Here is an 18,933-nt window from a genome sequence, read left to right on the forward strand (position 1 = left end):
CCGCACAGCGTCGTGTTGACGGCCCGGTTATCCGAACCGGTCACTGACCGGTGGGCGAGACCTTCGGCCGTAGACCATTGGTTTGCCGGCCGGAGGCAATCTGTTTCAGCCCCCAACGGCAGCCAACGACCGAGGAGTTGTTGAGTGCTCGCTGCTCTGCTCTTGAGCTTCGCTGTCATCTTCGTCGCCGAGCTCGGCGACAAGTCCCAGTTGATGGCCATGACCTTTGCGCTGCGCTATCGCTGGTGGGTGGTGCTGGTCGGCATCACCGCGGCCACCACCGCGGTTCACCTGATCTCCGTCGCCGTCGGCCACTATCTGGGAGCGGCACTGCCGACGCACCTGCTGGGCATCCTCGCCGGGGTGGCGTTCGTGTTCTTCGGGTTGTGGACCCTGCGGGGCGACAAGTTGTCCGACGATGAGGCAACCAAGGCCCAACGCTCCACCGCCCCGGCATTCTTCACGGTCACCTCGGCGTTCCTGCTCGCCGAGCTCGGCGACAAGACCATGCTCGCCACCATCACGCTGGCCGCCGACAACGACTGGGTCGGGGTCTGGATCGGTTCGACCATCGGCATGGTGGCTGCCGACGCCCTGGCCATCGCCGTCGGGGCCATCGCGGGCAAGCACCTGCCCGAGCGGGTGATCCAGCTGGGCGCCGCGGCGCTGTTCGTCATCTTCGGTCTGGCGATGCTGCTGGAGGCCGCGTTCCCGGCGGCCCCGGCATGGACCACCACCGCAGGGGCGATTGCCGTTACCGCGCTGTGCGCGGCGGGCCTGCAGGCGCTACCCGCACGTTTGCGGCCGGCGGTGATGCGTAAGCCTGAGGTCGGCGAGCCAGCTAACACCGATCAGCCAGGTGCGATCGCGTCTTGATCCAACCGTGACCAGGCTGTTACGCATGTTGACAGAGTTTCCTGTGTGGTTATTGTGTACTTCGTGCCAGGCCTGGCAAAACTCCTGCAACGTGCGGTCGCTGCTGCGTCCGCCGTTGCCGTCTGCGCGGCGCTGGCCACCACCGGCTCCCCCGCCGCGCGGGCCGAGGATCCCCGGGCGCTGCTGCTAGGGGCGATCGCCAACACCAAGGGCGCCTACCTCGTCTACAACTTCGGCGGCCAGTTCGCCGCCCCGTTCCTGGCCGCGGACGGACGTGCCTACACGCTCAACAACGGCGGCCACCTGATGGCGATAAGGAACGCCTCGAGCCGGCTCAATCCCCGCCTGCTGGTCGACAGCCATCAGGGGTATCAATCCCGCTGTGAGCGCACCCCGGGCGCCCGTACCGGCGAAGGGCTGTGGCAGGCGTCGGAGACCTATGCGCCACTCTCCGCGTGGCAGGTGCTCGGGCAGCCGACCATCGCGGTCAATGCCAATTTCTTCGATGTGCGCGCGCAGAAGGCCGGTTCGTGGCGCGACACCAAGTGCTCGTCACCGCTGGGTGCCTACGTCGACAACACCCGCGGGCAGGGCCGGGCCAACACCGCCGTCACCGGCACCCTGGCCTACGCCGGCAAGCAGGGCCTGTCCGGCGGGAACGAGCACTGGTCGGCGTTGGCGACGATGATCCTTCCGATGGGCGGCGCGCCGTACGTCGTGATGCCCAAGGGGCCCGATGATTACGACTCGGCCACCCCGGTGATCCAGCGACTGCTCGACCAGAACGCCCGGTTCGTCGCGGTGGCCGGCATCGGCCTGCTCGCCCCCGGCGATACCGGTCAGCTCAACGACAACGGCCCCAGCGCGGCGCGCACCGCCGTCGGCTACAACCGGGCCGCTGATCAGCTCTACGTCTTCCAGGGTGGCAGCTACACCCCGGACAACATCCAGGACTTGTTCCGCGGCCTGGGCGCCGACAACGCGGTGCTGCTCGACGGCGGCGGCTCGTCGGCGATCGTGTTGCGTCGCGACACCGGCGGCATGTGGAGCGGCGCCGGATCACCGCGCGGCAACTGCGATACCCGTCAGGTGCTGTGCGACTCCCGTGAGCGTGCGCTGCCCAGCTGGCTCGCCTTCAACTGAGCCGGTCAGTTCACCAGAATCTCGGCGAGAACAGCATTCGGCATGTGTAGGGGCCGCAGGTATCTGCGTAGCCCCGGATAACACAGCTGCATCAGGCGCTCGGGAGGCTCAGCATCACCCATGCGTTGATCGCCAAGGTATTTCAGTGTGGTGCCGGACGGAAGATCAGCGGCGACCGCTGACGCCGTCGTGCCCGATATCAAGGTCTGCCCACCATGGGCGATGTTGCGCAGCCGCTCGGTGCCGGCCGCACCGCGGTGCACACCGATACACAGCTCGAACGGATCCAACGGCGTCAGTTGCAGATACAGCGCGCAGGACACCGCGTCAGTCGCGCGGCCGAAGGCAGCTGTAAAGCCGTCGCCGGAGCCTTGGCTCGCCGATAAAGTGCCGCCGCTGAGTGCGACGAAGTGGGACACCGTGGCACGAAAGTACGGCAATGCGGCGGCCATTCCCCGCGAGTCGGTTTGCCACAGGCGTGCCGAATCCTCGGTGCGGGCCATCAGCCATGTCGTCTCAGTCGCCGGTAATTCGGTCACGCGCGCGTCGCTCCCGCCTCTTGTTCGCCAAGTCTCCCGCACCTGACGGCGCGCAGAACGCCAGCGTAACCACTTTTTGCGGGCCGCGCGTCGACGGTCAACGCCGTTGCCGCAGAACCTCGTTGCCAGTTCCCGGCCGACGCGCTTTCGCCCCCGTCGGACGCGCGTAAGCCGTCACAGTCCAGGTTTGCTGAACGCGCCGACGGTCAATTCTCCAGCCACAGGTCGACGCCCTCGGTGGCGAAGATCGACAACACCGTGGCCCAAGTATCTTGTCCGAGCGCCTCTTTGATGTTCCGGTACGACGTCATGACGAACCGGAACTTGCGGTTGTCCGGAGTGCCGAATCCGCCGCGCAGGCAATCGGCCAGGGCATCCAGATTCGAACCGAAGTAGCCGTCGTCGCCGTTGACGGCGCGGCCGATCTCGGTGAAGAAGTCCGCCTTGGAGGACACCTTGTCCCCGTCGATCCGATACGTTTTCACATGCCTCCGATCAGGCAGAACGATTCGTAGTGATCGCCGGTGTAGTAGTACTCGGGCGGATCGTGCTGCGGTGCTCCGCCGGTGACGATGCGCCGCTTGCCGCGGTGTTTGTTACCGGGTGTCGGGACGGTGTACTCGTGGTAGTAGCCGCGCTCGTGTTCGGGCAGCCGGCCTTCGTAGTTTCCGAAGACGACGCCGTCGTTGCGCGGATAGGGAAATGGCCCACCGGATTGGATCAGCTCAACCGTCTTGTCCGCCTCGGGCGGAAGGCCGTTCAGATCGCACGTGCCGTCGGTTTCAGTCGGAGCGCAGCAACTCGAAAGCAGCCCGCACAGCACTGCCAGCGCCGCAATGCGTGATCGTCCCATCGGCATGAGGCTAGCAACAGGCTCACCAAAGGCCCCGCAAATCCAGGGTCAACGGCACCAGTCATGCGACCATCGTTACTCGAGTGAACAGAGTGACGAACCTCGCGGAGCCCACAGCCCGCCGCGGCAGCGCCGCGAGCGGGCGAAAACCCCTGTCGAACAAGCAGTTTCGCCCTGACATCGAGGGCCTGAGGGCGGTCGCGGTGCTCGCCGTGGTGCTGTTCCACGCCGGGGTGCCCGGTTTCGGTGGCGGCTTCATCGGCGTCGACGTGTTCTTCGTCGTGTCGGGATTCCTGATCACCGGGCTGTTGTGGCGCGAGGCCTCGGGTACCGGGACAGTTCGGTTGGCGCAGTTCTATGCCGGACGGGCCCGACGGTTGCTTCCGGCCGCCGCACTGGTGCTGGTCGTCACATCGACGGCAGCCACCCTCCTGCTCCCACCGCTGCAGGCCCGGTCGGTGTTGGCCGACGCCATCGCCAGCGCCCTGTACGTCGGGAACTACCGCTTCGCGGCGGAGGGTACCGACTATCTGGCGGCCGAGACGGCGGCGTCACCGCTGCAGCACTATTGGTCTCTCGGGGTGGAGGAGCAGTTCTATCTGCTATGGCCGGCACTGATCCTGGGCATCATGTGGCTGCTGACCCGCGGCGGCCGCAGCACCCGTTCGGCCGTCCCGTACGCGTGCGTGCTGGCGGCGGTGGGCGGCGCCTCGCTGGCCGTATCGCTGTCGTGGACCCAATCGATGCCGCCCTGGGCGTTCTTCTCCCTGCCGACCCGTGCCTGGGAGTTGGCCGCCGGCGGGCTGGTCGCGTTGACCGCGACGCACTGGCGCAGCCTGCCACCGGTCTGCGCGGCGTTGGTCGGCTGGGGTGGTCTGGCACTGATCCTGGCCACCTGCACGCAGCTCGGCACCGCCACGCCCTATCCCGGCTCCGCGGCACTGCTTCCGGTGATGGGCACCGCTCTGGTGATCGGGGCCGGTTGTGCGATACCCGATCTGGGTGTCGGACGCCTGCTCTCCAAGCCGGTGATGCGCGGCATCGGCCGGTTGTCGTACTCGTGGTACCTGTGGCACTGGCCGGTTCTGCTGTTGGCGCCCGCGATGTTCGGCCACGGACTGGGATTGGCGGGCCGGCTGGCGATGATGGTGATGTCGCTGGGCCTGGCGATCCTGACCCTCCATCTGATCGAGAACCCGGCCCGGTTCGCCACCGCGCTGCGGGGCTCATCGTGGCGCAGCCTGGCCGTCGGTGCGACGGCGACCGGGGTGGCGGTCTGCGCGGGTCTGGCGTTGTTGGCGATGCGCCCGGTGCCGACGGGATCCGGGCCGGCCGCGGTCCCGGTCGCCGTCGTCGGGCCACCTCCCGCTGCTGCGGCGACGGCACCGACGCCAGAGCAGCAGGTCCAGGCGGCCGTCACCGCGTCGGAAGGTCTGCGCGTGGTGCCGTCGAATTTGTCACCGCCGCTTGGCGATATCCCCAAACCCGCGGTGTTCGTCAACGGCTGTGTCCTGTCCTGGAAGGACGTCGCCATACCGGACTGCACAACCGGCGACACCACATCGGCCACCGAGGTCGCGCTGCTCGGCGATTCCCATGCCGGCATGTGGCAGCCAGCCCTGGAAACCGCGGCGCAGCAGCAGCATTGGCAGCTAAAGACCTACGCCAAAGTCACCTGCCCGCCGATGAAGCTGCCGATCATGAGCCCCTACCTCGAACGCGAGTTCACCGAATGCAAGCAGTGGCGGGCCGACGTGCTGAACCGGATCTCCAACGACCGCCCGGCCCTGATCGTGCTGGACATGGTGCGTCGCTACGGAGCCGATTTCGGCTTCGTCAGCTACGACCCGGCCTGGCTGGACGGGTTGACGCGACTGGTGTCGCAGCTGCGCGGAACCGGCGCGCGGGTACTGGTGCTCGGGCCAGTGCCCGATCCCCACACGACGGTTCCGACCTGCCTGTCGGCACACATGGACGACGCTTCGGCCTGCGCGCCCAACCGCTCGATCGCCGTGAACGACAACGGTATTGCCGCGGAGGCTGCGGCGGTGCAGGCCGGTGGCGGACAGTACGCACGGCTGGACCAGTATTTCTGCACCGACACCCGCTGTCCGGTGATCGTCGGCAACACCATGGTCTTCCGCGACGACAACCACATCACCGCCGAGTATGCGCAACTGTTGTCGCCGGTGATCGCGCACCTGACCGAAAGCGCGTTGGCCCCCAACTAGTTGGCCTAGAACCTGGCCACCCGCTCGGTGAACGCCCCGTGGTAGCTCATCGGCAGGTGGAACGGGAGCCATGCTTCGGCGACCGGTCCGGCGTCGATGTGCGGTGCGTCGAACACCATCAGCCGGCTGCGGTGTTGTGCCTCGTCGTATCCCACGGTCAGCACCCACCCGTCGTCCTCCGCAGAGCTTCCCGGACGCGGAACGAAGATCGGCTCGACCAGTTTGTGGCCGGGCGGGCAATAGGTTTGCACCGTGCCGTCACTGTGGTTGAAACGGCCGATCCCCTCGCCGCCGCCCTGCCCATCGCTGGGCACCGTCACATAGGTCACCGAATGCGGTTGAGTGGAGCGGCGTTGGTCGATCTGCGGGAATTCGCAACCCAATTGGGCCAGCGGTTCGGCCAGGACCCGGTCGTCGGGTGTGATGCGGAAGCGGGTGAGCCGCACGGTGTCCGGCACGTCGTCCGCCGGAACAGCTTGGTACAGCCGCGCCATGTCGCTGCGGCTGTCCGCTCCCCAGGCCTGCATCCCACCGAAGGTTTCGGGCGCGAACCTCGGTAGCTCGACCACCACGTCGGCCCCGTCCTCGTAAGCGTTGGCGTAGTGCCACATGTAGAACGGGTCGGTCTCGATGATCCGAACCCTTCCGCCGTCGCGCGGGGCGAGGATGAAATAGGAGGGCTCATTCTGCTTGAACTTGATGGCATCCCAATAGGATTGGCGACCGAGCAGGGCCCAAGGATTGATCCGCAGCGGCGACATCATGAAGACGGCGTAACGCGAGGTGAGCGCCATGTCGTGGAGCAGTCCCATGCCCGGCAGCGGCACGGCCCGTAGATATCGGGTGACGCCGCTGCTGTCCGTCTCGTACAAGCGCAGGCGCACCCGGGGAATCGCCTCGCCTGCGAGTTCTCGCAGCCGCCTGATCTTTTCGGCCCGGTTCGGGGCGCTGCGGATGTGTCGCAAGTCCAGACGCGGGAAGTATGGTTCGAACCCGAAGTTGACCCGCGTGTCCGTCATCGCGTCATAGGTGTAGTGCGCCGAGTAGGCCCCGATCGGCCCTTTCAGCACCCCGTCAAGGCTGCACATGCCGATGGTGTTGAGCGTGTCGAGGTCCATGCCGTGCGGACGCCCGCCCTCCCAGAGCGCGAGTAGTTGATCGTCGCCGATCATCACGTTGGTGTTGGCGGTGTTGGCGGGCAGCCGAAATGCGTTGGCCCGCATGCCGCCTGGACGCTGATAGGCAAATCCACGCTTCACCATCCGGCCGGCCGCGGTAGTGGTCAGGTAGTGGTTGGTACGGACGAAGCGATTTTTGAACCGCACGCCGTCGCCGTCGATGGCGAACGCGACCACCATGCCGTCGGCGTCGAACAGGCTGTCCACCTGTGACGCGCCGACGTTCCAGCGGCCGGATCCGTTTCGATAGAGCGTGCCGGTCAATCCCTGCGGGATCGTGCCGGTGATCTCCGTCAGCTTCAAGTCGCATTCGTCGGGGACGTCCTCCCAGTATCGAGAGGGACCGTCAACCTGGGGTGAGGCGTGAGCAGCCATAAAAGACATGGTGTCTTTTATGGGCCGCCACTGTCAATAGCCGAAACATCGAAAGGACTGAACGGCAGCGCCGAGCCACCGTCCCAACACAGTTTCGTCAGGTGCTCGACGAGCTCCTCCCGGGGCATCGACGACTCCCGCAACCACCATTGCGCGCTGACCATGGCCGACCCGACGATGGCCCGCGCCCACGGCGCGGCGGCCGCCGTGTCGGCACCGCCGGCAGCCATCGAGACCGTCAGCATCGCCTCGACCGCGGCGGCGAGTTCATCGAAGATCCCGGCCATCTCATGGCCGCCGGCGGCATGCACACTCAAGGCGCGGTACAGGTTCGGATCGTCCTGCATCCAGCCGCAGATCACGTCGAAGAACAGCGACATACGCTGCCGCAGATCGGTCGAACCCGCTGCGCGCCGGGTGATCTCGCTGAGCAGGCGGTGCGCCTGACGCTCACCGAGTGCAGACAGGATGGCCGCCCGGTTCGGGAACACCGCATAGACGGCCGAACGCACGAAGCCTGCCTCTTTGGCCACCTCCGCGATCCCCACATCGGGTCCGTGGACGCGGATCGCGCGTTCGGCAGCATCGAGCAGATCTGAGCGGCGTTGCGCGACGTCGACGCCAGGCCCGGCGGGCCGACCGCGCCCACGCCTTTCCGAAGTCACCGGTCAATCGTAGTTTCCGCTGCGCCCGCCTCAAGGTTCTGCGCGCACTGCAGCAGCAACGAGGTGAGTTCCTTCTGAGACTTGCAGTGGCGCAGCGCCGAGGACTTCCACGCCATGCTCACCGATGCGAAGGCGCGCGAACACATGGGCCGGTGCGCTGATCTCGCGACCAGCTACGATCCCCACCTGTACACCGTGGAGTCGGTGCATCAGGCGGATCAGGCGTCAGGCAGCGTCTTTCTTCTCGGCCTTCTTCTCGGCCTTCTTGTCAGGCTTCTTCTCGGACTTCGTGGCGGCCTTCAGTGAATCGCCTGCCTTCCCGGCGTTGGCTTTCACGTCGTTGGCTGCCTTCTCAGCACCTTTCTGAACGCCCTCGGCCGCCGACCTGATCTGCTTACGGCCATTCTCGGCGAGCTTGTTCAGCCGATCCTGGGTGTCCTTGACCGCCGTGGCCGTCCGCTCACGTGCCTTCTGCGCCTGGGCCTTAGCCCGGTCGCCGGCGTCCTTGACCGTCTTCTCGACTTCCTGCCGTGCATCCTCGCCTGCCGCGGCAAGCTTCTTGACGCCGTCATCGAGGTTCTCCTGGGCGTTGCCCACGACAGGCTCGTCCACCGCGGTTTTCAGATCCACGGTGTCCGTACCGACATTGCTCTGCGTGAGGGGCTTCGGCTCGAAGCTCGTCGTCGCAAGGCTCTGCGTGCCGGTGTCGCTGAGTGTGTCGAGCACATCCGGGGAGAGGCTGTCCAAGGGATTGCCCACGCCCAGCAAGCCAAGCAGGGTCTTGATCGGATTGGAAACCGGGGTCTGGCTCACCAGGCCGTCGTCGATCGCCTTCTGAATGCCGGTCAGCAGGTTGTTCACCAGATGGCCCGGAACCTGTCCCCAATCGACATCCGCGGGAAGAGTTCCGAAAGCCGTTGGGATATCTGCCTCGTCGAGTGTGCGGTCATACACACCGGTTTCCGGGTTGTAATACACATCCGTGTAGCCGAGGTTGACCAGGCTGGTGAGCACCGGGCTCAGCGCCGTGCCGATCGGGTTGTTGAGATTCGCCCCGGTCAGCAAGTTGACGACGTCATACGCCAGATACGTCGGCTCCAGCAGCGGCAGGCTCTGCGCCGGGATCGTCACGTAGATGTTGAGCTTGGGCCCCTTGGTGGGGTCATCGCCTGGGTTCGCCAAATAGTCGGTGATGTCGTCGCCGAGCTGCTGGACGACCTGATCGACGAGCACCGTGGTGAGCGAATCCAGCGACTGGTTGCGCAGGATATAAGTCGGGAACAGTCCTGCCGCAACATTGTTCGCCATCGTGAACGGGTTGGGCCAGGCGGCGAAGTCCGACAGCGGCAGATACTCCGCCGTTGCGTCGATCTTGATCGGGATCAGGTTGGCGCCGCCGAGGGTGAGTCCGAACAGCTGTATATCGTTGAGCAGACCTTGTCCGTCGGTACTGCTTTGCACCTGCGTATCCGGTGTCACCGTGTCGATCCCCAACAGCCCGAACAACGGATACGCGCGGGCCAGGATGCCGCCGTTGGCCCGACCCGGGTTGTCGATCAGGATCATCGGCAGGATCGTGAAGCTCCCGAGCAGCGGATCCGTGCCCGTATACGCCGCTCCACCAGGCTGATTCGGCAGATCATCGACCACCTGCTGATACGCCGCTCCGGCCGCGAAGGCCCCGAAACCCCAGCCCGCAACGACGGGCACGCGGAGATCTACCACGTCGGCGGTGAGGGGCGGCAGATCAATGCCGGTGATTGCCTTGAAAGTGGCTTCCAACAGTTTGAACTCTGCGCCAGATGTGGGAAGGCCAAGCGCGTCGAAGATCGCCTCGAGGCTGATGTCGAGGTACGGGGTGTTGTTGATCTCGTCGGCGACCGAGTTGGGGAACGACGGTGTCCACCCGAGGTCGACACCGAGCAATTTCAGCAGGGTGAAGAGACCGCCGGACGTGATCAGGTTGACCCCAGCCGACGAGAGCGGATCCTCGAGGTCGATTCCGAGAAGTTCGGCCAGGTCGCCTACCGGCAATCCTGAGAGGGCGCCGCCAAGCGCCCCTCCCAGCGCGTCGTTGAGCGGGCCCTCGATGGCAGCCGTCGGATCGATACCCGCTGCCTGCAGGAGAGCAGCCAAGTTGAAGGTGTTGACGAACGCCGTTTGAAGCTGCGCGCTGACGGTTTGGAACTGGTTGTACACCTGGGTTCCGAGGCCGCCCGTGAGGTCAGGGATCTGGTCGGGCGGCGGGAAGATCTGGACACCGGATTGCAGCCGTACGTCCCGCTGGACCGCGGCGGCCTGAGCCGTTGGCGGAGCAACACCCACCGTAAGCGCAGTGACTGTTGCGGTTGCCGCACCGAGGGTCGCCACCCTCTTGACGCGCCGCCGCTGCCTACGGTGTTTGACTGCCATCCGACCAGTCCTTTCGGCAACTTTCTCAGGTTGATCTCAGGCAACGTAGCACTAATGTGACCTCCGTCACGGCATTGCTGAAAAGAATTCGATATTCGCCTATGCAATCTGTCGCAAACTAGTTGCGAGGGAATCGATCCCTGCTGCACTGGTCAGAGGTATATTGACGCGTGCGACAGGCTATTGTGACTCCTGTTGCCGATTGCTGGGTGTGATGTTGCTACGCGCCACGCGTGCGGATCTTGCCGTTGCCGGGCATCCGGCGGACTGTCAACTGATTCCGATCGCCGACGAAATGGCCCCAACCTGCGCCGGTCGGTTCCGACCGTAGCCTGTCAGCCGTTCGATCTACTCGATCCGTCGTTTGCTGTAGGACAGGAGGGCTCGCCGGGCCGCGGCGTCGACCTGGTCCACGTAGCCGCCGGCGAACAGTACGACGTGAGCCAGCAGCGGATAGAGCTGATGCAGGTCGACCCGATCGCGCCATCCGTCTCGCAACGGCCGGACAGACTGATACGACGCCAACACCTCATCGAGGAACGGGAAGCCGAAAAGCGCCAGCATCGCCAGATCCGTCTCGCGATGGCCACCGTGTGCGGCCGGGTCGATGAGCACCGCGCCGTCGGCGGTCCACATCACGTTGCCGCTCCAGAGGTCACCGTGCAGCCTGGCCGGCCGGTCATCATCGTCGAACACGCCTGTGCGGCAAAGGTCGGCAACCGCCGCGATGGCGTCCCGGGTCTCGACGCTCAGCATGGGCGCGGCGAGCTCCGTCATCGGGACCAACCGGGCGTCGGCGTAGAAAGCGCCCCAAGAATCATTGCCGGCCAATGACATTGGCAACGGCTGTGACATCGGCCCGAAGAATCCTCCCCCGTCGTAACCGTCCGGCCCCGACCCATGGGCTGGCGCACCCGCGTCGTGGGTGCGCGCCAGCTGCGCACCGAAGTCACGTGCCGCCCGCGTGGTGGGCGCCACCGAGTACAGCCGCTGCAGAGTCAATGAGGTTGCGTCGTAATCGATTACCGGAACACAGGGAACGCCACCCCGCACCGCCAGCCAGTTCAGTCCGGCCGCCTCCGCAGCGAAGAACCCTGCCGGCGCCGACGCATGACGTTTGACAAAGACATCGGCCCGGTCCGCGGCATTGGGCATATCAGCCAGGCTACCGGCGTCACTCTGATCATCCGCGCGGATGACACCGGCACATGGGTGGACGGCTATGCCTGACCCACGACGTATTGCCCTGACCTATGCGGCTTGTGGTGGGGGTTCGGGTTGGAAGGGTGGGTACCACCACCAGTCGGCGCGTTCACCGGTGGGTCCCGGGCACGGTGGCACCTGGGGTGAGGGTGTGGTCGGTGGGCGGGCCAGCGATCCGGCGTCCAACCGTTTTCCGGTGGGGTCGGTGACGACGAGTCGGCGCGCGGGCCCGGTGATGGTGATGCCGCCCTGGTGGTGTGCCCGGTGGTGATAGGGGCAGACCAGCACCAGGTTGTCCAGGTCGGTGCGGCCGCCGTCTTCCCAATGCACGATGTGGTGGGCGTGCAGGCCGCGGGTGGCGCCGCAGCCGGGCACCACACAGCAGCGATCACGATGCTCCAACGCCCGACGCAACCGTCGACTGACAGTGCGGGTCGCGCGGCCGACACCGATGGGTTGGCCCCGGCGTTCGAACCACACCTCACACGTGGCGTCACACAACAAGTATTGACGTTCGTCATCGGTCAGCACCGGACCCAGATGCAGGGCGGCGATGCGGTCGGTGAGGTTCAGATGGACCGCGACGGTGGTGTGCTGACCGTGTGGGCGGGCGGCTACATCGGTATCCCAGCCGGCCTGGATCAGGCTGATGAACGCATCCACACTGTTGGGAAACGGCGGTGCCTGAGCCGAGGTCGGCTCACCGGTATTTGAGTCGATGTCGTGGTCACGTTTCCAGTCGGCCACCAGCGCATCGTGATGGGATTGGAGCGCAGCCTCGAACTTGGCTGCCTCCAACCGCGGTAGCCGGATCCGCCAGGTGGTGTATTCGTCGGTGGGGCCGGGGATCTTGGTGATCTCCCGCTGCGGTTCGGGTTTCGGATCAGGTTCCGGGCGCGGCTCGAGCTTGATCGCGGTGCGCAGTTGGGTCACGGTGGCGACTGCGGCCAACTCGGCATAATGCGCGTCGGAACCGTCGGCGGCGCGTTCGGCGATCACCCCCACCTGATCCAGCGAGAGCCGGCCTTCTCGCAGGTCTTGGGTGCAGCGGGGGAATTCGTCAACCCGCCGTGCCACCGCCACCACGGTCTCGGCGTTACGCGGGGTGACACCGGTCTTCCAGGCCACCAACGCCGCAACCGAACGGGCGCCGGTCATTCCGCACAAGTCACCACGATCCAGTTCGGCGACGATGTCCACGATGCGCCCGTCGATGGCGTTGCGCTGGCCGCACAGCTCCGACAACTCGTCGAACAACACCTCCAACCGCTGCGCAGGGCTCACCTCAGCATCGAAAGAAGCTGCGGCTGAAGGCATAACCTCATCAAAGCAGAGAGGTCCGACATTTTTCGGACCGGAACGACGACAACCGCGGCCATCCGGCAAGATAGCTGGGGTGGGGATAAGCCTGTTGCCTTTTACTCGCCTGTCGGACGCTGACGTCGCGGGTGCCCTCGATCATGCGGTGGCCGTGATCAACCCGGTTATCGATGTGTTCACTCGATTCGATCCGCTCGGGCTGAGGCGACGCACCCATCGAGAGGACCCGGGCAAGGGTCCCGTCGGCAAGTCCCTCGACGTCGCCGCGGCTTTGCTCAACTTCGCCGAGCTGCCGGGCACCAAGGCCTGGGCCGAGATGGATCAACACGGCCACGTGAAGTGGTGGGTGCACCGCGCAGGGGCGGTTACCACCATTTTCGTCGCCTTCCCCGGCGCCTTCGGGGTCATCGCCGACAGGCTCGGTGTTCAGGATGTCCTGGGCTTCACCAATCAGGCCCTCGTGTTGTGCGCCGTGGCCCGCGAGGACGGTGTCGATTACGACGATCAGGTGCAGCTGCTCGGCGCTGTCCTGTGTGACCGTCAACTGTCCGCAGCGTCGGCTGACGACATCGCCGCCGCGTCGCCGTCCCTACCCGCAAAGCTCTGGGAGTTCGCCGGCACCCTGCGTGCCGTGGGTGACGAATTGACGAAAAGGCCACGCCCACAAAAGCTTTACCGCTACCTCGGCATGCTTCCCGGTGTCGGCGCGGTGGCCGACTACTTCGGCGAATTCAGCGCCCTGGTTCACGCGGCCGACGAGGGCGCGGCCTGGATCAGCGAGCACTCTCGGCAGACGCCGGCTCCGAGCCCGGCCCGAACTTGAAGATGAGCGCACTGGCCGCCACCACCACGGCCGCCAGGGCAATCACCGGCGCAACGGTGAACTGCGACACCGTCGCCCCGAGTATCGCGCCGCCACACATCGTGGCCACCACTCCGTAGCGCAACTTCTCGCGGTCCCCGGTACCGCCGGCCAACCGGCTGTCGAAACCGAGACCGACGATGGTCTGGGTCAGCACCGTGGTGCTCAACTCCTGAATGCCGAACTGACGCGCCGTCGCGTTCTGGATCCCGAAGGTCAACGCCAGAACGATGAGAATCAGTTTCCGGTTGGCGTCATAGGCCAGCACACCCGTTCCACACGAGATCGAAAGCACCGTCAGCAGAACAACTTCCACCCCCAACGCAGTGGCCAGCCAATTCCGGACATGTCTGCCGAGATGCCGGCGGAGCCGGCCGCCCACCACGGTGCCCAGCACGAACCCGATGAACGCCACCAGGGCACCGGTCACGTCAACACCCGAGTGCGGCACAAACCAGAAGCCCAGGAAGATCACGTTTCCGGTCATGTTGGCGACGAACACATGGCCGAGCACCAACACACTGACGGCATCGACGATCCCGGTGGCGCACGTCAACAGCAGCAACGCCACAACTGTCGACCGCTGCGTCACCGGCGAGGCGATAGCCATAGCTACATCCTCGCCTCTACAGCTGCGGCGACAAGTCCAATTGGGTCAATGCCGGCATCTGAGTGATCCGCCAATCCCCGTCGGTGCGATGCAATACCAACCGATATGACATATAGCGCAGTGAGGGAACGTTCTTGGTCACCGGACTCGTCGACACCGTGTTGGTGTAGACGATGGCGGTGGCCTCATCACGACTGATGGTCTCCACCGCAGTGCCCATCACCTCGGTGTTGTTGGTGACCTGCGCTTGCTTGTTGGTCGGGACAAGCGAATCGATCAACTTCCGGTATTGGTCCGCGAAGTCTCCGGACAAATACTTCTCGGCGCGATCCGGCAGGGTTTCGATGTTGTCCGGGTTGTAGGTCCACAGTGTGGTGATCGCGTCGGCCGAAGTCCGGGCCACTTGCAGTTTGGTCGCCACCAACGCCCGGTCGGCCAGGTACGGCTGCAGCATTGCGCCCCCGAATGCGGCCGCCGCGACGAACACCGCCGCCGCACCGGCGGCGAAATACGTCAGCCGCTTACCGGCCTCGCGGTGCGGAACGAGCACCACGTCCTCGGCCGACGTGTCTTCAGCCGACGTGTCCTCATCCGGCGCGTCCTCGGCCGGCTCAGTCTCGGCCTCGACGACCGGTTCGGACTCGGCATCCGTCACGTCAGCGTCGGCCTCGGTTTCGGGCTCCGGTTCCGCCGTCACTTCCGACTCGACATCGGCCGAAGCCTCGGACTCAACGGCCGGTTCGGGCTCAACGACCGCCTTGCGACCCGCTTTGCCCGTCGGGGTCCGACGCTCCGGCGTGGCCTCGGATCCGTCGGCTTCGTCGGATCCCGCATCGGCCGGCGTCTCGACATCATCTGACGTGGACGCCTCAACCGCTACGTCAGCCGCCTCGGCACGGCGACGCCGCCCGAAACGCAGTCTGCGGCGGGGCTTCTCAGGCTCGCCGGTGGTCAGATCACCTGAATCAGCTGGCTGATCTTCCACTGCTGTCCTTCCCAGATCGTCGTCGCAATCCAACGGCTGCCGCTTTCGACCACAGACTTACCGTCTGGGGTTCGGGTGCTGACCTTTGTGGCGACCAGAACGTCGGCACTACCGTTGTCGTTCCACCGCTGGATGCCGGCATCGAGTACCGCTCCTTCGGTCGGTTCAGCCCGTGCCACCTGAACTACGATCTCGTTCTGCTTCTCCTGGAACATCTTTCGGAAATCGCCCGTGGCCTGCGAGGCAATGCGGTCGGCATAGTCGTTGGCGTGGAACGGATCCAACGTCGTGTAGGCCGTCATGAACTCACGCACGTAGTCGAGCGCTCCGGCGGTCTTGATTTCGGCGCGACGATCCGATTCGTGCCGGATCAGGATCAGCGTGCTGCCCACGAGGGCCACGGCAATGATCAGGGCGGAGATCATCCCGACGATCGGCAGGCCCCACCGGATCGGTTCCTTGGGCTCCTTGGGCTCGACGGCGAAGTAGTCCCGCTCGTCAGGCTCGATCCGCCGACGCGGGCTCACTGTCCGCCCCCGTTCAGCACCGGCCGTTTGAGCACGGTGAGGTTGTCGACGAGCCAATGGTCATCCGACTTCCGGAAGTCCACCCGCACCGTGGCGGTGATGAACTTGAGCTCCTGCGGATTGGTGCCGCGCTGCCCCTGCAGCGCCACCAGCATCGTGGCTGCGTCAGCGGTCAAGCCCGGCAGTACCGCGCTGCTCACGGCCGAGTAGTCGTTGGTGGTCGGTCCGGCCTTGCGGACCGCGTCCTGCTGGGCCACCAGCTGCGGCCGGTAGTTGTCAGTGGTCAGCGATTGCGCCTTGGCGAAATCAGCGTCGACGGAATCCACCCCGTAACTCAGCAGTTGCTCGACGATCCGGGGCCCCTGCTCGGTGATCTGCGCGCGGGCCTGGTCAACTGCCCGATCCTGCCGATACACCAGCAGGTACCCCAGCCCGGCCGCGATTCCGCTGAGCAGCGCGAGCGTCAGCAACAGCGCACCGGCGCGACGACGGACATCGGACTCAGGCCGATCGACGCAACGCACCTCGGTACTGGTCAACAGGTCCGCAAAGGTCCGCCTGCGTGAATCCCACAGCGGCCACAGCCACCCCAGGAACAGTGCCGCGGTGTCCAGCAGATGGGCCAGATCACGCAGCAGTAGCCGCCCCAGCCCCGCGTCACCGGCCGGCGACACCACCCGGATGCCGAACACCGACCGGCCCGGACTCCAGCCCGTCAACGTCGGCAACAGAATGCGATTCACACATGAAACGGCGACCAGCAGGACCAGCCCGCCCGCGTACACCGCCCACCACAGCCATTTACCCAGGGAGGTGCCCTGCGCGACCAATGTCGCCGTCACGATCAATCCGGCGGGAGCCAGCACGTCGATGGCGAATGCCCCGGCTCGGGCCGGCCACGACGCCAGCCGCGCCTGGTCCGACCCGGTCCCCGCGGTAGAGGCCCGGTCGGCGTTGTCCAGCACAGCGGTCACGACGTGACCTGGTCGAGCCGCGCGACCTTGTAGTTGCCGTCCTCGGCGCGGGCCATCTTCACCCGCAGCCGATAACCCTGCTCCTCATCGGACTTCTCGCTGTTGGTCACCAACACGCGCACCGCAACCAGCAGGTCCATCGACCCGTCATCGTTGTGCTTTTCCACCGCGGCTCGCAGATCCGAGACCTTCACCTGCACGTTGGCGGCCTGGTAAGCATCCAGCAGCATGCCGCTGTAGAGGCCGGCCTGCGCACCGAAGTCGCCGGTCGAGCATTCGATGATCTTGGTCTGGGCCGCGATCATCGCCTGGGTGTCGGGCGCCTGAGTCGCGGTCACACAGTCCTTGGCCGCGGCCAAGGCCTCGGCCTCGTCGCCGGCGATGCGTTCGCTGTCCTGATGCGCTCGCAATGCCAGGTAGCCGCCGACACCGACGGCGGCCGCAAGGACCAGCAGGCCGGCGAGGATCGCCGCCATCCAGCCACGCCCCAGCCGCGAAGGCCGTGACACGGACTCCTGAGAAGCCTCCGCGGTCTCCGTGCCGGAGGCGTCCCGGTCAGAGATCTCGGAGACGGTCTCCGCTTGAGGGTCAGGGGTATGGGGGTCCTGCTGGTCGGCGAGGTTCAGCTGGCTGGCGCCAGCATCTCCTTCCATCCGTCATCTCCTGGTTTATTCGAGTTGGTGACGGAGTACTTCACACCGCCGGGACCGACCACCTCGCCGCTGGACGGGCTATAGGTAGCGGTCGAACCTGCTGCCGGAGTGTAGATGCAGGGGTTCGGCTGCTGTCCACTACAACTCACATTGCCACCCCGAGGCGCGGTCAGCGGGTCGCTGCGCATCGCCGTCGATTCCGGTGGTGGAAGCTGACTTGCCGGCAACGGGTTCATCCCATTATTCACCGACGGCGCGGGAATGACCCGGCCCGGATCGACGGGCTGATCGCAGCGCGCAGCCGGGGCCGGGCAATTGCGGATCTGGTTCGGGTCGCCGTACCACGGGTTGGTACCCAATGGCTGGTAAGGCTCATCGCTGCGGCATTCGGCCGGCGAGGCGGCCCGCTTGCCGGGCACATCGGCACACGGGTAGTTACGCGCACCGCGCACCGCGTTCGACGCGTCCTTGGGGATCTTGCAGTACAAGCCCTCCGGCAGCGGCGCCATCGAGGTATCCGCAGGCGACCGCCACTGCGAGGCTGGCAGGAACCCCGTCAGGCACGGCGGCGGCATGTTGATGCCGAGGCCGAAGTGCAGCAGGCCCTTGGGCGCGAAGATCGTCGCGGTCTGTGCCACGGCGCCACCCTGGGGCAACGCCACCAACACCTGCTCGACGTTCTTGTTGTAGCGCTTGAGCATGTCGATGACGATTTCCAGGTTCGCCAGTGTCTGCGGCAAGGACTCCTGAACGCCACTGAACACCGAGTTCAGCTGATCTGCCGTCGGTGCCGCCTGCTGGAGGCCACCGCGCAACGCCGCGTCGTTCTGGGCGCTCTGAGCCGCCAGCGTGTTCAGGTTCTTGGCCCACCGCGAGATCGCGTCACCGGAATTCACCTGGCTGTCGATGATCGGCCCGGAGTTCTCGACGATGTCGTTGACCGGACCCAGGTTGTCCTTGAAGTCACTGGCGATCGCCTGGGTGGAGTCGACCAGGCGCTGCAGTGACGGGCCGAGGCCACCGACGGCCTGGGCCGTCTCGTCGAGCAGGACCGAGATCTTCTCCTTGGGCAACGCCGCCAGGCCACGCTGGGCCGCGTCCAGGGAGGGCCCCACCTCGGCGGGCACCGTGCCCTTCTCGATCGTGTCGCCGTCGCGGAAGTACTTACCTCCGCTGCCGCCGTCGGAGACCAGATCGATGAACTGCTCACCGACCGCAGAAACCGAGTGCACGTTCGCGCTGGCGTCCAACGGGATCCGGTACCGGTCGTAGATGTCCATCTCGACCCTGGCGCCCTGTTCGGTGGGTTCGACGGAGGTGACCTTGCCGATCGTCGTACCGCGATAGGTGACGTTGGCCGTGGCGTACAGACCGCCCGAATTCGGGAGCTTGGCGTTCAGGTTGTACATCCCGATCCCGGCCCACGTCGGCAGCCGCAGGTAGAACAGCGCCAGCACGACGAGGGCGATCAACGTCAGCACCGAGAACAGAACGAGCTGCATCTTGATGAAGCGGGTCAGCAACATG

At 65.7% G+C, this 18,933-nt stretch carries 18 protein-coding genes; 4 read left to right on the plus strand and 14 right to left on the minus strand.

Annotated elements, in window-relative coordinates:
* The first annotated feature begins 144 nt into the window (after positions 1 to 144).
* Together BKG60_RS01940 and BKG60_RS01945 are read left to right on the plus strand one after the other, a co-directional pair.
* Complete coding sequence (locus tag BKG60_RS01940) at positions 145 to 876, plus strand: TMEM165/GDT1 family protein (RefSeq protein WP_070186709.1); 732 nt, start codon at positions 145 to 147, stop codon at positions 874 to 876.
* Positions 877 to 930: 54 nt separating this feature from the next.
* Positions 931 to 2,019: a phosphodiester glycosidase family protein gene (locus tag BKG60_RS01945; protein WP_110765018.1), complete on the plus strand. Its 1,089-nt coding sequence runs from the start codon at positions 931 to 933 to the stop codon at positions 2,017 to 2,019.
* A 5-nt stretch (positions 2,020 to 2,024) separates the two neighbouring features.
* On the opposite strand, the gene BKG60_RS01950 is transcribed toward BKG60_RS01945, so the two are convergent.
* The 3 genes from BKG60_RS01950 to BKG60_RS01960 form a co-directional block, all read right to left on the minus strand.
* The gene (locus tag BKG60_RS01950; RefSeq protein WP_131823125.1) at positions 2,025 to 2,558 is read right to left on the minus strand and encodes an adenylate/guanylate cyclase domain-containing protein; all 534 of its coding nucleotides are present in this window, start codon (positions 2,556 to 2,558) and stop codon (positions 2,025 to 2,027) included.
* Positions 2,559 to 2,764: 206 nt separating this feature from the next.
* Positions 2,765 to 3,043, minus strand: a complete 279-nt coding sequence (locus BKG60_RS01955) for a barstar family protein (protein WP_070186707.1) — start codon at positions 3,041 to 3,043, stop codon at positions 2,765 to 2,767.
* Positions 3,040 to 3,417, minus strand: coding sequence for a guanyl-specific ribonuclease (locus BKG60_RS01960; protein ID WP_070186706.1), 378 nt, complete (start codon positions 3,415 to 3,417; stop codon positions 3,040 to 3,042). The genes BKG60_RS01955 and BKG60_RS01960 overlap by 4 nt, the downstream gene beginning before the upstream one ends.
* 86 nt (positions 3,418 to 3,503) lie before the next feature.
* Here BKG60_RS01960 and BKG60_RS01965 point away from each other — a divergent pair, with 86 nt between their 5' ends.
* On the plus strand, positions 3,504 to 5,642 hold the full coding sequence (locus BKG60_RS01965; RefSeq protein WP_070946487.1) for an acyltransferase family protein: 2,139 nt from the start codon (positions 3,504 to 3,506) through the stop codon (positions 5,640 to 5,642).
* 5 nt (positions 5,643 to 5,647) lie between these two features.
* On the opposite strand, the gene BKG60_RS01970 is transcribed toward BKG60_RS01965, so the two are convergent.
* The 5 genes from BKG60_RS01970 to BKG60_RS01995 form a co-directional block, all read right to left on the minus strand.
* Positions 5,648 to 7,195 carry a carotenoid oxygenase family protein gene (locus tag BKG60_RS01970; RefSeq protein WP_070186704.1) on the minus strand — a complete coding sequence of 516 codons (1,548 nt, stop codon included), beginning with the start codon at positions 7,193 to 7,195 and terminating at the stop codon, positions 5,648 to 5,650.
* A 17-nt stretch (positions 7,196 to 7,212) separates the two neighbouring features.
* Positions 7,213 to 7,860, minus strand: coding sequence for a TetR/AcrR family transcriptional regulator (locus tag BKG60_RS01975; RefSeq protein WP_070946486.1), 648 nt, complete (start codon positions 7,858 to 7,860; stop codon positions 7,213 to 7,215).
* 225 nt (positions 7,861 to 8,085) lie between these two features.
* A complete protein-coding gene (locus BKG60_RS01985; RefSeq protein WP_239251704.1) occupies positions 8,086 to 10,272 on the minus strand; it encodes an alpha/beta hydrolase family protein in 2,187 nt (728 codons plus the stop codon).
* A 348-nt stretch (positions 10,273 to 10,620) separates the two neighbouring features.
* Complete coding sequence (locus BKG60_RS01990; RefSeq protein ID WP_070946484.1) at positions 10,621 to 11,427, minus strand: fructosamine kinase family protein; 807 nt, start codon at positions 11,425 to 11,427, stop codon at positions 10,621 to 10,623.
* A 96-nt stretch (positions 11,428 to 11,523) separates the two neighbouring features.
* Positions 11,524 to 12,792 carry an HNH endonuclease signature motif containing protein gene (locus BKG60_RS01995; RefSeq protein WP_070946483.1) on the minus strand — a complete coding sequence of 423 codons (1,269 nt, stop codon included), beginning with the start codon at positions 12,790 to 12,792 and terminating at the stop codon, positions 11,524 to 11,526.
* Positions 12,793 to 12,871: 79 nt separating this feature from the next.
* Here BKG60_RS01995 and BKG60_RS02000 point away from each other — a divergent pair, with 79 nt between their 5' ends.
* Entirely contained in the window at positions 12,872 to 13,618 is a 747-nt protein-coding gene (locus BKG60_RS02000; RefSeq protein ID WP_070946482.1) for a hypothetical protein, read from the plus strand.
* Here the strand turns inward: BKG60_RS02000 and BKG60_RS02005 are convergent.
* Genes BKG60_RS02005 through BKG60_RS02030 form a run of 6 tightly spaced genes read right to left on the minus strand, consistent with a single transcriptional unit; the run spans position 13,569 to position 18,929 of the window.
* Positions 13,569 to 14,267, minus strand: a complete 699-nt coding sequence (locus BKG60_RS02005; RefSeq protein WP_070946481.1) for a YoaK family protein — start codon at positions 14,265 to 14,267, stop codon at positions 13,569 to 13,571. The genes BKG60_RS02000 and BKG60_RS02005 overlap by 50 nt on opposite strands.
* Before the next feature lie 16 nt (positions 14,268 to 14,283).
* The gene (locus BKG60_RS02010) at positions 14,284 to 15,252 is read right to left on the minus strand and encodes a mammalian cell entry protein (RefSeq protein ID WP_070946480.1); all 969 of its coding nucleotides are present in this window, start codon (positions 15,250 to 15,252) and stop codon (positions 14,284 to 14,286) included.
* The gene (locus tag BKG60_RS02015) at positions 15,219 to 15,779 is read right to left on the minus strand and encodes a mammalian cell entry protein (RefSeq protein ID WP_070186729.1); all 561 of its coding nucleotides are present in this window, start codon (positions 15,777 to 15,779) and stop codon (positions 15,219 to 15,221) included. Before BKG60_RS02015 ends, BKG60_RS02010 begins: the two co-directional genes overlap by 34 nt.
* The gene (locus tag BKG60_RS02020) at positions 15,776 to 16,753 is read right to left on the minus strand and encodes an RDD family protein (RefSeq protein WP_070946479.1); all 978 of its coding nucleotides are present in this window, start codon (positions 16,751 to 16,753) and stop codon (positions 15,776 to 15,778) included. Before BKG60_RS02020 ends, BKG60_RS02015 begins: the two co-directional genes overlap by 4 nt.
* Positions 16,750 to 17,406: a hypothetical protein gene (locus BKG60_RS02025; RefSeq protein WP_070946478.1), complete on the minus strand. Its 657-nt coding sequence runs from the start codon at positions 17,404 to 17,406 to the stop codon at positions 16,750 to 16,752. Before BKG60_RS02025 ends, BKG60_RS02020 begins: the two co-directional genes overlap by 4 nt.
* On the minus strand, positions 17,376 to 18,929 hold the full coding sequence (locus tag BKG60_RS02030) for a virulence factor Mce family protein (protein WP_070946512.1): 1,554 nt from the start codon (positions 18,927 to 18,929) through the stop codon (positions 17,376 to 17,378). The genes BKG60_RS02025 and BKG60_RS02030 overlap by 31 nt, the downstream gene beginning before the upstream one ends.
* Positions 18,930 to 18,933: the final 4 nt, after the last annotated feature.

This window comes from Mycobacterium syngnathidarum (genome assembly GCF_001942625.1).
Lineage (GTDB): Bacteria > Actinomycetota > Actinomycetes > Mycobacteriales > Mycobacteriaceae > Mycobacterium > Mycobacterium syngnathidarum.